General features: G+C 33.9%; 9 protein-coding genes and 3 pseudogenes. All 12 read left to right on the top strand.

Translation table 11 applies throughout. The features are described from left to right. The first annotated feature begins 69 nt into the window (after window positions 1-69). The 12 genes and pseudogenes from EGX73_RS04725 (at window position 70) to EGX73_RS04665 (ending at window position 15,668) form a co-directional block, all read left to right on the top strand. Window positions 70-1,335 (top strand): extracellular solute-binding protein, encoded by a 1,266-nt coding sequence (locus tag EGX73_RS04725; RefSeq protein WP_123866773.1) that lies wholly within the window; start codon window positions 70-72, stop codon window positions 1,333-1,335. Between the two features lie 136 nt (window positions 1,336-1,471). Then, a pseudogene (locus tag EGX73_RS04720) lies at window positions 1,472-2,314 on the top strand (carbohydrate ABC transporter permease). A 15-nt stretch (window positions 2,315-2,329) separates the two neighbouring features. Further along, window positions 2,330-3,153, top strand: a pseudogene (locus EGX73_RS04715) (carbohydrate ABC transporter permease). A 31-nt stretch (window positions 3,154-3,184) separates the two neighbouring features. Beyond that, window positions 3,185-4,495: an alpha-glucosidase/alpha-galactosidase gene (locus EGX73_RS04710; RefSeq protein WP_123866772.1), complete on the top strand. Its 1,311-nt coding sequence runs from the start codon at window positions 3,185-3,187 to the stop codon at window positions 4,493-4,495. 148 nt (window positions 4,496-4,643) lie between these two features. Further along, the gene (locus EGX73_RS04705; protein WP_029486207.1) at window positions 4,644-5,903 is read left to right on the top strand and encodes an extracellular solute-binding protein; all 1,260 of its coding nucleotides are present in this window, start codon (window positions 4,644-4,646) and stop codon (window positions 5,901-5,903) included. 9 nt (window positions 5,904-5,912) lie between these two features. Beyond that, entirely contained in the window at window positions 5,913-6,785 is an 873-nt protein-coding gene (locus EGX73_RS04700) for a carbohydrate ABC transporter permease (RefSeq protein ID WP_002290370.1), read from the top strand. A gap of 11 nt (window positions 6,786-6,796) precedes the next feature. Then, window positions 6,797-7,627 carry a carbohydrate ABC transporter permease gene (locus EGX73_RS04695; protein ID WP_002343071.1) on the top strand — a complete coding sequence of 277 codons (831 nt, stop codon included), beginning with the start codon at window positions 6,797-6,799 and terminating at the stop codon, window positions 7,625-7,627. Window positions 7,628-7,666: 39 nt separating this feature from the next. Further along, complete coding sequence (locus tag EGX73_RS04690) at window positions 7,667-9,850, top strand: alpha-galactosidase (protein ID WP_002343072.1); 2,184 nt, start codon at window positions 7,667-7,669, stop codon at window positions 9,848-9,850. Between the two features lie 60 nt (window positions 9,851-9,910). Next, the gene (locus tag EGX73_RS04685; RefSeq protein WP_002342361.1) at window positions 9,911-11,131 is read left to right on the top strand and encodes an alpha-amylase family glycosyl hydrolase; all 1,221 of its coding nucleotides are present in this window, start codon (window positions 9,911-9,913) and stop codon (window positions 11,129-11,131) included. Beyond that, entirely contained in the window at window positions 11,128-12,588 is a 1,461-nt protein-coding gene (gene gtfA / locus EGX73_RS04680) for a sucrose phosphorylase (protein WP_123866771.1), read from the top strand. The genes EGX73_RS04685 and gtfA overlap by 4 nt, the downstream gene beginning before the upstream one ends. 307 nt (window positions 12,589-12,895) lie before the next feature. Continuing rightward, window positions 12,896-13,576 (top strand): annotated as a pseudogene (locus EGX73_RS04670) (IS6 family transposase). Window positions 13,577-13,763: 187 nt separating this feature from the next. Beyond that, window positions 13,764-15,668, top strand: a complete 1,905-nt coding sequence (locus EGX73_RS04665) for a hypothetical protein (protein ID WP_253764195.1) — start codon at window positions 13,764-13,766, stop codon at window positions 15,666-15,668. Window positions 15,669-15,744: the final 76 nt, after the last annotated feature.

Raw genomic sequence — 15,744 nt, 5'->3', positions numbered from 1 at the left:
AAAACATTAAGTAAACAGTTATGGTGTTGTTAACAAAAAGAAAACGCATTCAAAACAGGAGGAATTAAGATGAAACATTTCAAAAAAATAGCTTTAACAGGGATAGCTGTTTTAACTGGGACATTACTCGCAGCATGTGGTGGGGGAGATAGTAATTCTAAAGACGGGCAAGTAACTTTAAGCTATGCGAGTTGGGATACTGACCAAGCTCCAGGACTAAGAAAAATGTTAGATGAATTTGAAAAACAAAATCCTGATATCAAAGTAGAAATGGAGACAACGCCTTGGGATCAATATTGGGTTAAATTAGAAGCTGCAACAACGGGAGGTAATATGCCAGATGTAGTAACCATGCACTCTAGCGAATCCTATAAATATATGTCACAGAATGCTTTGATGGGACTTGATGATGTTATCAAAGAAAATGATATTGACATGGGAAACTTTACTGAAGGAATTGCTGATTTCTATACGCTTGAAGACGAACTATACGCAATCCCTAAAGATGCTTCTGTAGTGGGGCTATGGTACAACAAAGAATTATTTGATAATGCAGGTGTCGATTATCCAGATGAAACATGGACATGGGAAACACTCAGACAAGCTGCAATTGATTTAACAGATGAATCAAAAGGCATCTATGGTTTTGCATCACATATTGGAACAGAGACTGGCTACTGGCCATTTATTTATCAAAATGGGGGAGAAGTATTTGCCGATGACAATACAAAATCAGGTTTGAATACCCCAGAAGCACAAGAAGCTTTAGCTTTTTATCGAGATATTGCACTTGTTGATCATGCTTCACCAACAATTACAGAATTACAAGATCCTGATAAGTTAAGTCGTTTTCAATCAGGTAGATTAGCAATGATGATTGAAGGAAACTGGTTTGCACCGGGATTTTTGAAAAATGACTATCTAGTTGAAAATGTTGCTTCTGCCGTGTTACCTAAGGGAAAAGTTAATGCAACAATTACAAATGGACTTGGTTGGGCTGCCAGTGCGAATACAAAATACCCAGAAGAAGTGAAAAAACTAATGGCATTTTTAGCTAGTGAGGATGCCAATAAAATCCAAGCGGAAACGGGGGCATCAATCCCAGCACTAAAAGGCTTTGAAGACGAGTGGGCTGCTTCTTCAGATACAATTGATTTGAATGCTTTTGGAAAAATGTTGGAGTATGGAGTCCCTCGTCCATACAATAAAGATGGATTACGAGCTGAACAAGCAGAAGTTCAAATTATTAACCGTATTCTGTCTGGTGAAGTAACTGTTGAAGATGGAACCGCTCAAATTGAAAAAGAAGTCAATGCGATATTGAGCGGAAATTAAATTAGTTAATTATACAATATACAGGCGAAAGGATTCTATTTCGTCTGTATATTAATGGATGAATACCAAAAAGGGGGATATTATGAAAAATCGAATTTTTGGAAAATATCGTAAAGATCAAGTGATATGAGGCTATATTTTTATTTTTCCAACGGCATTAGGATTAATTTTATTAAATATATGGCCAGCAATTCAAACAGCAATTTTAAGTTTTCAAAAAACGGTAGGGTTCGGTGATACTGAATGGGTCGGATTAAGAAATTACCAAAAAATGTTTGCAGACGGTGAAGTTTTTCAGTCTTTATTAAACACATTAATTTATGTAGTGGTTTCGATACCTAGTATTGTTGTATTATCCTTGTTGGTGGCAGTTTTAATGAATAGAAAAGTTAAAGGATTGTCGATTTATCGGACAATTTATTTTCTACCAGTCGTTGCTGCACCATCCGCAGTCGCAATGATTTGGCGCTGGATGTTCAATAATGATTATGGATTGATTAATAACATGTTGGCTAAAATAGGTCTCGATGGACCAGCATGGTTAACGGATCCATCGATTGCGATTTATTCTATTATCATTGTAGGAGTTTGGAGTGCTATTGGTTATAACATGGTGTTATTACTAGCCGGCTTATAAGAAATTCCTAAAGATTATTATGAAGCAGCGGAAATTGATGGTGCTAGTCCAATCCAGCAGTTTTTCAACATTACGTTACCATTAGTTACACCAACATTATTTTTTGTAGTTGTAACAACAGTTATCAATGCTTTCCAAGTATTTGATGTTATTTTTATGATGATTACTCCTAATAGTACCGCCATGTTTAAATCACAATCATTAGCCTATTTATTCTATAAACATTCATTTATTTTAAATGACAAGGGATATGGTTCGGCAATCGTTATGTTCCTTTTAGTGATTATATTAATTATTACTGCAATTCAAATGAAGTTGCAGAAAAAGTGGGTAAACTATTAAGGAGGCTATCAAATTATGAAAAATAAATTTTTTTCAAATGCGCCAATCCATATCATGCTTATTTTAGGTGGTATTGCAATGGCATTACCTTTTATTTGGATGATTTTAACTTCAGGGAAAACGTTGGTTGAATCTACCCAAATTCCACCTACAATTTTCCCTGAGAAATTTCAGCTAAGTAACTATCAACAAGTACTTGATTTATTACCATTCATGGCTTTTTATATCAATACATTTTTAATGGTTGTTGGACGAGTGATTGGCTCGGTTTTATTTTCAGCAATGGCTGCATATGCTTGTGCGCGTCTAAGTTTTCCAGGGAAAAATATCTTTTTCAGCTTAGTACTTATTCAAATGATGATTCCCGGTTCCATTTTTATTACTCCACAGTATTTATTAGCACAAAAATTGGGTATTTTAAATACAATTCCAGCATTAATATTACCAGGGTAGTTAGTGCGTTTGGTACGTTTTTATTAAGACAATTTTTCTTAGGTTTACCTGATGAATTGGAGGAAGCGGCCTATTTAGAAGGTGCCAATATTTGGACGATCTTTTTCAAAATTATGTTGCCGCTTGCTAAATCAGGATTGGTTGCACTTGGAATATTCACAGCGTTGTTTGCATTTAAAGATTTAATGTGGCCATTGATTGTCAATACTTCAATTGATAAGATGCCTTTAGCTCCGGGATTAGCAAACTTACAAGGACAATATGCCACGAACTTCCCACAATTAATGGCAGGTTCGTTATTAGCAATTTGGCCAATAGTTGTGATATTCATCGTTTTCCAAAGAAAATTCATTGAAGGAATTGCTACAACAGGTGGTAAATTATAAAACTATTAATTAGTGATTGGAGAGTAAGTACATGACAAAAATTACATTTATTGGTGCAGGAAGTACTATTTTTGCAAAAAACGTATTAGGCGATGCGATGTTAACTCCAAGTCTACAAGATGCACATATTGCATTGTACGATATTGATGAAAAACGACTAAAAGAATCAAATTTAATGCTTAAAAATATTAATAAAAATTCGAATGAAAATCGTGCTGATATTGTTTCTTATTATGATCGCAAAGAAGCGTTAAGAGAGGCTGATTTTGTTATCAATGCTATTCAAGTGGGTGGTTATAAACCTTCAACAGTGATTGATTTTGATATTCCTAAAAAATATGGGTTGCGACAAACTATTGGTGACACCATGGGGATTGGTGGGATTTTTAGAACCCTACGGACACTACCAGTAATGTTAGACTTTGCTAAAGAAATGGAAGAAGTTTGTCCAAATGCTTGGTTATTGAACTATACAAATCCGATGGCGATGTTAACCATGGGTGTTTTAAAAGCGACGAGTATTAAGACTGTTGGTTTATGTCATAGCGTTCAAGTATGCGTACCAGAATTGTTTGAGCATTTAGGAATAGCCGATCAATATGACTTAAATGACTTTCAATGGAAAATTGCAGGCATTAATCATATAGCATTCTTGTTGGAAATTACAAAAAATGGGGAAGATTTCTATCCAACAATTCGTCAGTTAGCTGCAGAAAAACCAAATCCACATCCAGATTCTGTACGTTTTGAATTGTTGAAACGTTTTGGTTACTATATTACAGAATCAAGTGAACACAATGCAGAATACCATCCATACTTTATTAAATCAAAATACCCAGAATTGATTGACGAATTAGGGATTCCGTTGGATGAATACTTACGTCGTTGTGAACAACAAATTAATGATTGGGAAAGCATGCGAGAGGACATTGTAAATAATGGGGAGTTAACACATACGAGAAGCCGTGAATATGCTTCATATATCATGGATTCTATTACGACAGGAACTCCGTCAGTGATTGCAGGAAATGTCTTAAATAAAGGCTTAATCACAAACTTACCGACAGATGTTTGTGTGGAAGTACCTTGTTTAGTCGATAAAAATGGCGTGCAACCAACCTATGTCGGTGAATTGCCAACACAATTAGCTGCTTTAAATCGGACGAATATCAATGTTCAAGAACTGACAGTAGAAGCCGCTTTAACACTAGATAAATCAAAAATTTATCAAGCAGCGTATTTAGATCCACATCTATCATCTGAATTGTCTTTAACAGATATCAAAAATTTAGTGGATGATTTAATCGAAGCACATGGGGACTATTTACCTGAATATAATTAAAAAGAAGCTGAAAGAGTAAGGAATTTTCAATTCCTTACTCTTTTCTTAGTTAAATTTAGTAAAAATATTGACAAAACACTTAGTAAACAGTTACATTAGTGTTAACAAAAAAGAAAACGCATTCAAATTGTATAAGGAGGAGCATAAAATGAAGTGGTCTAAAAAAATCATTTTAACTTGTATAGCACTAGGAGCAACGATCTCTTTGACTGCTTGTGGAAAAAATCAGGAAGATGCAAGCGGTAAGGTAGAAATAGAGTTTTTTAATCAAAAAAAAGAAATGACTCAAACGATTCAGGAGATTGCTAAAGATTTTGAAGCAAAAAACCCTGATATTCATGTAAAAGTTGTGGATGTACCGAATGCTGGTGAAGTAATTAAAACACGTATGCTTGCAGGCGATGTACCAGATGTCATTAATCTTTATCCTCAAAGTATAGAATTGAAAGAATGGGCGAAAGCTGGTTATTTAGAGGACTTAACCGAAGAACCGTATTTAGAGAATATCAAAAATGGATATGCACAACGTTTTGCTATTGAGGATCGTGTATATAGCATACCATTAACCGCTAATGTCTATGGTTTTTACTATAACAAAACTGCTTTTGAGGAAATGGGAATTCAAGCACCAGAAACTTGGGCAGAATTTGAAAAAATAGTAGCTGAGATTAAAGATCAAAACAAAGTACCGTTTGCGATTGCAGGAGCAGAAGGCTGGACTTTAAATGGTTATCACCAACTAGCTTTAGCGACTGCTGCTGGTGGTGAAGAGGAAGCGAACAATGTTTGGCGTTTCTCAGAAGTTAATGGAATTAATGCTGAAAGCAAAGAAATGCAAAAAGATTTTAATCGATTAGATTTGTTAAGAGAACCAAAAGCTTTGCAAAACAACTGGCAAGGTGCCGGTTATAACGATACAGTAGTTACTTTTACAAAAGGTGATGCGTTGATTATGCCGAATGGTTCATGGGCAATGCCGATGATTCATTCACAAAATCCAGATTTTGAAGTAGGAACTTTTCCTTTTCCAGCAGATGAAGCAGGTCAAAGTCTAACGATTGGCGCAGGAGACCTAGCCTTATCAGTTTCTGCAACTTCTCAACATAAAGAAGAAGCCAAACGTTTTGTAGAATATATGACAACACCTGAAGCGATGCAGAAATATTATGATGTAGATGGTGCACCGTGTGCTGTTGAGGGCGTTATCGAGAATACTCAGGATTCACCATTAAGTGGTTTAACTGAACTTGCTTTTACTGATCGTCATTTAGTTTGGTTAGCCAAAGATTGGAATAGTGAAAATGATTTTTATACCTTAACAACAAATTATTTACACAATGGCAATCAAAAAGCCATGATTAACGCATTAAATGCTTTCTTTAATCCAATGAAAGCTGACGGAAGGTAGGAAAATAAAATGAAAATAAAAGAAATTTTAAATCGTTACTGGGCAATCATTTTTGTAGCAATTCCAATTATTTTGCAGATGATTTTTTTCTACTTTCCAATGGTTCAAGGTGCTTTTTACAGTTTAACTAATTGGACTGGTCTGACTTATAATTTTGATTTTGTGGGTTTGAACAATTATAAGATTCTTTTTTCTGATCCGAAGTTTATCAAATCGATTGGCTTCACTTTAATTGTGACGCTTTGCATGATTGCTGGACAAATTGGTTTTGGTATTTTGATTGCGCGGGCGTTGAACGCAAATATTAAAGGGAAAACATTCTTTAGAGCATGGTTCTTTTTTCCAGCGGTCTTATCGGGCGTGGTTGTTTCCTTAGTATTTAAACAAATTTTTAACTATGGTTTACCAAAAATTGGTAGTATGTTAGGCATTGAATTTTTACAAACCAGTCTTTTAGGAACAACATGGGGAGCGATTTTTGCAGTAATTTTTGTTTTACTTTGGCAAGGAATTGCCATGCCAGTCATCATTTTCTTAGCGGGTTTTCAAAGTATTCCACAAGAAATTATTGAAGCTGCTAGAATGGATGGGGCGAATGATAAGCAAATTTTTTGGAATATTGAAATCACCTACTTATTACCAAGTATTTCAATGGTATTTATTATGGCATTAAAAGGTGGCTTAACAGCATTTGATCAAATTTTTGCTTTAACTGGTGGTGGACCAAGCGATGCCACAACATCTTTGGGGTTACTTGTTTATAATTATGCTTTTAAAAACAATCAGTTTGGTTATGCGAATGCTATTGCTTTAGTCTTATTTATCTTAATTGGGATTGTTTCACTGGCACAATTAAAATTATCGAAAAAATTTGAAATCTAGGAGGTTTCCCAATGAAAACATCAAAAGAAAAAAATATTTCTAAATACTTGCTTTTATTATTAGGGGGCTTCATGATTTTAGTTCCCTTAGTTTCAACGCTATTCGGTTCATTTAAAACAACACCCGATATTATGAATAATTTCTTTCGTTTTCCTAATCCAGCGACTTTGGAAAATTTCCGAAGATTGTTAGCGGATGGAATTGGTCATTACTTTTGGAATTCGGCAATCATCACAATCATTGCAGTAGTTGCTGTGACAGCAATTATTCCTATGGCTGCTTATTCACTAGCAAGAAAAATGACTCGTGGGAAAGCATACGGATTGATGTATTTATTTTTAATTTTAGGAATTTTTGTTCCTTTCCAAGTAATTATGATTCCGATTACCGTTATGATGAGTAAAATTGGTTTAGCAAATATGTGGGGATTAATCTTACTCTATCTCACTTATGCCGTACCACAGACACTATTTTTATATGTTGGTTTTATTAAACTAAATGTGCCTATCAGTCTGGATGAGGCTGCTGAAATTGATGGGGCTAGTCACTTTACAACTTATTTCAAAATTGTTTTCCCAATGTTAAAACCAATGCATGCGACGACTATTATTCTTAATGCTCTATGGTTTTGGAATGATTTCATGCTACCATTATTAATTTTAAATCGTGAGTCTAATATGTGGACACTACCATTGTTTCAATATAATTATACGGGACAATATTTTAACGACTATGGTCCAAGTTTTGCTTCCTATACAGTAGGAATTGTCACGATTACACTAGTTTATCTTGCTTTCCAAAGAAGTATTATAGCTGGAATGAGCAATGGAGCAGTGAAATAACCAATAAATTATTCTCATTATAAAGGAGTTCATAAACTTATGATTATATTTGACAATCACACACAAACATTTCATTTACAAAATAAAAAAATTAGCTATCTATTAGGAATCGAAGAAAATAATTATTTAACGCATCTTTATTTTGGAAAAAAGATTACGCACTATTCTGGTGGGTATCGCTACCCCCGAACAGATCGTTCCTTCTCACCCAACAATGCAAATGCACAAGATCGTTTATTATCTTTAGATACATTACCATTAGAATTTCCAGGATATGGACATGGTGATTTTAGAGAACCGGCGCATAATATTAAATTAGGAAACGGTAGTCGTGTAAATGATTTTCGTTATGATAGCTACGAAATTCAAAAAGGAAAGCCCAGCTTAGCGGGATTGCCAGCCTTATATACGGAAGATGATGATGAAGCTGAAACGCTGATTATTCAATTGAAAGACGCGATTAGTGGATTGACTTTACAGTTGTTCTACACAATTTATCAAAATCACAGTGTAATTATTCGTTCTACGCAATTAGTAAATAATAGTGATGAAACAGTGGAGATTAACCGCTTAGCTAGTCAATCAATTGATTTTTCAAATCGTCCACTCGAGTTAATTCATTTAAATGGTACCTGGGCAAGAGAACGTCAAATGACTAGAGAAAAAATTCACACAGGGATAAAAGTATTAGATAGTAAACGCGGATCAAGCAGCCATCAACAAAATCCGTTTGTTGCTTTAGTAGATGCCAAAACAGATGAATTTCAAGGAGAGGCATATGGATTTAATTTAGTTTATAGCGGTAATCACGAAACGGTGATTCAAAAAGATCCATTTGACCAAACACGGGTCATTATGGGAATTAATTCATTTAATTTTGGTTGGCAACTAAAAACTGGCGACTCATTTCAAACGCCAGAAGTCGTGATGGTTTATAGTAATGAAGGTCTGAATACGTTATCACAGACGTATCATGAATTGTATAATCACCGTTTAATTCGTGGAAACTATCGTTTACAAGAACGTCCCACGTTAATCAACAACTGGGAAGCAACGTATTTTGATTTTAACGAAGAAAAAATCATGAATATTGTCGATGATGCGAAGAACTTGGGCATTGAAATGTTTGTTTTAGATGATGGTTGGTTTGGCGGTCGTGAAAATGACTTCACTTCATTAGGTGATTGGGTTGAAACAGAAGGCAAACTTGCTTGTGGTTTGGAAAATTTAGCCAAGCAAGTGCATGATAACGGGATGAAATTTGGGATTTGGTTTGAACCGGAAATGATTTCTGAAGATAGTGAACTATTTCGAGCACATCCAGATTGGGCATTGGGTATTCCAGGTCGTGACCGCTCAATTAGTCGAAATCAATATGTTCTTGATTTTTCAAGACAAGATGTTCGTGATAATATCTATCAACAAATGACGGCGATTTTTGATCGTGTACCGATTGATTATGTGAAGTGGGATATGAATCGAAATATGACAGAAGTCTATTCTGTCTTGTTGGACTCAACGATGCAAGGTGAAGTGGCTCATCGTTATATGTTAGGGTTATATGAATTTTTAGAAAAGTTAACAACGAATTATCCAACTATTTTATTTGAAAGTTGTTCGGGTGGAGGCGGTCGTTTTGATGCAGGTTTCTTGTATTACATGCCACAAACTTGGACGAGCGACAATACCGATGCCGTGGCTCGTCTGAAAATTCAATATGGAACCAGCTTAGTGTATCCAATTTCAAGTATGGGTGCGCATGTTTCAGCAGTCCCAAATCATCAAACAGGAAGAGAAACGAGTTTAACTATTCGTGGCAATGCTGCGATGGCTGGTGTTTTTGGTTATGAGCTAGATCTAACGCAATTAACTTCTGAAGAAAAAGCAGAAATTAAAGAACAAGTTGCCTTTTATAAAAAGCATCGCCAACTTTTGCAATATGGAACTTTTTATCGCTTGGAAAGTCCGTTTGAAGGCAATGATACTGCATGGATGTTTGTCTCAAAAGACCAAACAGAAGCCATGGTCTTTTATTTCCGAGTATTAGCAGAAGCTGCGCATCCATTAGTCACATTGAAATTAGCAGGATTAGCAGAAGAAGCAACTTATCAAATGGAAGATGTAACATTTGCTGGCGATGAATTGATGAATCTCGGTTTTTATATTGACTCAGAACTACATGGTGATTATGCGACACAACGCTTTTATTTGAAACAGATATAGTAGCTTGAATTTACAATATAAGTGCAACACCAAAAGAGACTCATTCCAAACGAAGAAAATATGTTTTATTTACACGCATTTACTAAAAAGCAGCCTGATTTGAATTGGGAAAATGAAGAAGTACGTGAAGAAATCTATGCAATGATTAACTATTGGTTAGATAAAGGACTAGGCGGATTTAGAATCGATGCGATATTAAACATCAAAAAAAAACTAGAGTATGGCATCTTTGAATCTGATGGAGAAGATGGGTTAGCCTTCATTGGGCCCTGGATTCTTAATCAGTCGGGCATTGAAGTGTGGTTAAAAGAAATGAGAGAGCGGACATTTAAACCACATAATAGTATGACGGTAGCAGAAGCCGATGTTCCTAATGAACGTTTAGATGAATATATTGGTGAAGATGGCTATTATTCGATGGTTTTTGATTTTAGTTATACGGATATTGATGTACCTGAAACTGGTGAATGGTTTAAAGATAGCCAATGGACATGGACGGATATGCGTACCAATATTTTTACGAATCAATTAGTTACGCAAGATAAAGGTTGGGGCGCCTTATATTTAGAAAACCACGATCAACCACGTTCAATTAATAAATATATTCCAGAAGAATGGATCAATGATTATAGTAAAAAAATGTTGGCGACGCTTTTTATGTTACTAAGAGGTACCCCTTTTATTTATCAAGGACAAGAACTAGGAATGACCAACATAGAAATGGCATCATTAGAAGATTTTGATGATGTAGCTACGCATTCTCAGTATAAACGGGCATTAGAATATGGATTGGCACCAGAGCAAGCATTGAAAGCTGTCAATAAACGAAGTCGGGATAATTCTCGCACACCTATGCAATGGAATACGCAAAAAAATGCCAGATTCTCAACTTCTGATAATGTATGGTTAAAAGTAAATCCTAATTATCCAGAACTCAATGCAGAAGCTCAGTTAACCAATCAACAGTCGGTATTCAATTATTATCATCAATTAATTAAATTAAGAAAAAATAGTGTATACAAAGACGTGCTAATCTACGGACAATTTCTACCAGTGAAAGATAAAAATGAACATATTTTGCTTTATGAACGCCAATTAGAAGATAAAATCGTATTAGTTATCTTAAACGTTACAGCAACAGAACAAGAATATTATGTAGATGAACAGTACCAACAAGTATTAATCAATAATTATGAAGATGTTTTATTAGATCAAAGTCGAAAATTGCGTTTACGACCGTTTGAAAGTATTGTATTAGCTAATTATGGAGGACAATTATGAAAATTAAAAACGAAGCAATGCTCATCACCTATGCAGATAGTTTAGGAAAAAACATGGGCGAATTAAAACAAGTCTTAGACAAACATTTACAAGGTGTTATTGGTGGTGTACATCTGTTGCCTTTTTTTCCATCGACAGGTGATCGAGGCTTTGCGCCGAGTGATTATACGACAGTTGATCCAGCTCTTGGAACATGGGAAGATGTGGAAGCATTAGGTGAAGATTATTATTTGATGTTTGATTTTATGATTAATCACATTTCTCGTGAATCAAAATTTTTCCAAGATTTCAAAAAAAACCATGAGCAGTCACCATACAAAGAAATGTTTATCCGTATTCATGAATTTTTCCCAGAAAATCGACCAACACAAGAAGATATTGATTTAATCTACAAGCGTAAAGACAAAGCGCCGTTTCAAACGGTAGAATTTGCGGATGGTACGACAGAAGAGGTTTGGAATACCTTTGGGGAAGAACAAATTGATTTAGATGTGACCAAAGAAGTTGTGAAAGAATTTATTCGAGAAACCATCAAAGATATGGCGAACCATGGCTGTTCTTTAATTCGATTAGATGCGTTTGCTTATGCGATTAAAAAATTAGATACCAATGATTTCTTCGTGGAACCAGATATTTGGGAACTTTTAGACGAAGTGCGTCAAGAAGCAGCGAAATATGACGTCGAATTATTACCAGAAATCCATGAGCATTATTCCATTCAAATGAAAATTGCCAATCATGATTATTATATCTATGACTTCGCCTTGCCAATGGTCACTCTGTATTCACTTTATAGTGGAAAATCAGAACGTTTAGCCAATTGGTTGAAAATGAGTCCGATGAAGCAGTTTACAACATTGGATACGCATGATGGAATTGGTGTTGTGGACGCTCGTGATTTATTAACAGATGAAGAATTGGATTACACCTCTGAGGAATTGTATAAAGTCGGGGCGAATGTGAAGAAGGTCTATTCAAGTGCCAATTACAATAATTTAGATATTTATCAAATTAACAGCACCTATTATAGTGCATTAGGCGATAATGACCGTAGCTATCTGTTAGCACGTGCGATTCAAGTATTTGCGCCAGGGATTCCACAAATTTATTACGTTGGGTTATTAGCAGGAAAAAATGATATTGAACTGTTGGAAGCAACGAAAGAAGGGCGTAATATTAATCGTCATTACTATGATTTAGCCGAAATTGGAGAAGAAGTGCAACGGCCAGTGATTCAACAATTATTTGCACTTTTAAAATTTAGAAATGAATCTGCGGCGTTTGATTTGGATGGAACGATTGAAGTAGCAACGCCATCAGAATCAGAAATAGTGATTACACGTAAAAATAAAAACGGTAGTGATAGTGCAACATTAACGGCTAACTTGGATACGAAAGAATTTATCATTGAGTCTAAAGATATAAAAATTTTCACTAGTGTTGCATTAAAATTTTAACCTATTCCATAGAACAAAAAATCCTTTATACTAGCACTTGGATGACTTATCCAAGACCAATAAAAAGGACTCATACATGGATAAGTATAAAACAAATACAGCATTTAATAAATGGTTTTCTGCCATAAAATTAGGAAAACTTTCTGTCAACTCCCAAAAATGTATTTTTGATTACAATTCGTATCGTAAAAAACTGTCTTTTGAAGCTGTGCTCAAGCTCTTTCTCTACGCAGGGTTCTGTTGCAAAGTTTTAAATCTACTATCAAATAAGGTAGAATAATAGAAAAAGATAGCAGGAGGAATGACGATGAATCCTTTTAAAGGAAAGCAATTTCAGCAGGATGTGATTATTGTAGCCGTGGGCTACTATCTTCGTTATAACCTTAGCTATCGTGAAGTCCAAGAAATCTTATATGATCGTGGCATTAACGCTTCTCATACGACGATTTATCGTTGGGTGCAAGAATATGGTAAACTACTCTATCAAATTTGGAAAAAGAAAAATAAAAAATCCTTTTATTCATGGAAAATGGATGAAACGTACATCAAAATTAAAGGAAAATGGCATTATTTGTATCGAGCCATCGATGCAGATGGTTTAACCTTGGATATTTAGTTACGTAAAAAACGGGACACACAAGCAGCCTATGCTTTTCTTAAGCGGTTAGTGAAGCAGTTTGATGAACCGAAGGTTGTAGCCACAGATAAAGCCCCCTCTATTACAAGTGCCTTTAAGAAACTAAAAGAATACGGCTTTTATCAAGGGACAGAACATCGTACCATTAAATACCTGAATAATTTGATTGAACAAGACCATCGTCCAGTAAAGAGACGCAATAAATTCTATCGAAGTTTACGCACTGCCTCTACCACGATTAAAGGCATGGAAGCCATTCTAGGATTATATAAGAAAACCCGAAAAGAAGGCACTCTCTTCGGGTTTTCGGTCTGTACTGAAATCAAGGTATTATTGGGAATCCCAGCTTAAATCATAGATACCGTAAGGGATTTTATTCTTTATTTAAAACTTTGCAACAGAACCAAATCCTCTACTCTGCTATCCGTAATCTTAAAATTTAATTATTATTGTGAAGTTGTTCTTTTTTATAGTATTATTTAAATATGCATTAGACGTGTTTTTAATAATAAGTTAGGAGCAAAAAGGAGAATAAACAATGAGAGTGGATTTTCATATACATACTCAAAAGTGCAAATCTGGAGATAGTTCCAAAAGAATAATTAGTCCAGAAAATTTTATAAAAAAAATGGATGATAACAATGTAGTTATGTGCGCTATTACAAATCATAACAAATTTTGTAAAGAAGAATTTCAGGAGATAATGGATACGGCACCTAACTTTTCGATTTTTCCTGGAATAGAGTTAGACTTAAAAATAGATGATAAGAAACATTACCATACAATTGTTATTTGCGATCCAAATGAAATGGATCATTTTTATGAAACATTTGATAATGATAATAATAGAGATTACGATAACTTTTATTTAGAATATCAGGATTTTATTAATAAAGTGAAAGAATTTTCCAGCGAAAAAATTGTGATAATTCCTCATTTCTTAGATAAAGATAAGAAAAGAGCGTTTACAATTAAAGATAAAGAAAAACTAATTAATGATTTAGAAAATTATATAATAATTTTAGAACCTGGGAAAATTCAAACAATGGGGATTATAAATGGTCATGACGAGATTTCTTTACTTGGAAGTGATGTACAAGATTGGGAAAAATATAGTGAGTATGAGCTACCTGAAATAAAGTTTAAGATAAACTCTTTTAGTAAATTTTATGAACTTGCTAAAAACCCAAAACAGTTTATAAAACAACAATTAGATGCTGCTCAAAAGAGTGATGTTGTGATTAATGAAAAGCAAAATACAGTTCCTATATATGAAGATATAAATATTGTATTCGGAGAAAAGGGAGCTGGAAAAACAGTATTTATGTCTAAATATCTTTTGCCTCACTTTCAAAGAATGGGGAAAAAAGTATTTCTACACGAGGGCAAAAATTATAATACTGAATATGAAAATATTATAAAAAAATATGAGGATTCAGTAAAAGTAGATGAGTACTTGCAGCAGAATATAAGATATGGTTTTGATAAAATTATTGGATATAACGAAAATAGCATCCCTAATTTTGTTCAAGCAATATTGGAATATCATAAAGCAACAAAAGTTAGTGCAAATGCGCTATTAATTAAAAAAACAGAAGCAACATTTACTGAAACAAATAGTAGTAATTTTGAAAAATTATATAGTACAGCTATACAAAATACTAAAAAAATAAATGATGTAATAAGTATCAATAACGAACTCAGGGATGAGGGAGATAATAATAAAAATAATTTAAACGAAGAATTGGACAAGTTAAACAAGGATGTAATAAAAAAATTAAAGGTTAATTATAAAAATGTTTATATAAATAAGCATACTGATATATTACTACAATTGATTAAAGGATCTGTAACCAAAAAAACAGGAAAAATTGCTAAATTAAATAAGCTTGGATTTTCGGATTTAGTTTCAAAAAGGTTAGAGTTCATAGAAAACATTAATAATATAAACGATCATTTAGAGTGTATTAAACACGGGGGAGAAAGTGTAAGTTTAGGTGAGTTACCTAATAAAGGCACTATTATCTTAGAAGTAAAAATAGTCACCTTATCTCCTGAGTATATCTATAAACAAGGTTCTGTGTTTAATAGAAATAATATTAGTTTGTTTAGAGGTTTAGTAGAAAAAATAAGTCGATTTTCTGTCCAATCATTCATTGATATTAATAATTATTTTACACATTTAGAAAAAGATATTAACGGCAGTACATTTATATCTGAAGTAATAAAAAAAGAAGTAAACATAAAGAAGGAACATAAAAACACTTATGAAATTTATACTCCTTCAGAGGGAGAGAAAGCTATTTTATCAATAAGCGGATTATTAGAGAACACCCAGTTTGATTGCTATCTATTTGATGAAATAGAGAGGGGTCTAGGAAATAAATATATCTCGGATTATTTGATTCCTAAATTTTATGAAATTGATTTCTCATTTGTTTAAACAAAATTATCCTAATTATTTCTAATTGATTCTATAAGCACTTTACTTAGCGATACATAAAAATTGTGATACAATT

The sequence above is a fragment of the Enterococcus sp. FDAARGOS_553 genome, assembly GCF_003812305.1.
Taxonomy (GTDB): domain Bacteria; phylum Bacillota; class Bacilli; order Lactobacillales; family Enterococcaceae; genus Enterococcus_D; species Enterococcus_D gallinarum.
Note: the sequence above shows the minus strand (reverse complement) of the source record. Positions and strands in the feature narration are given on the sequence as shown.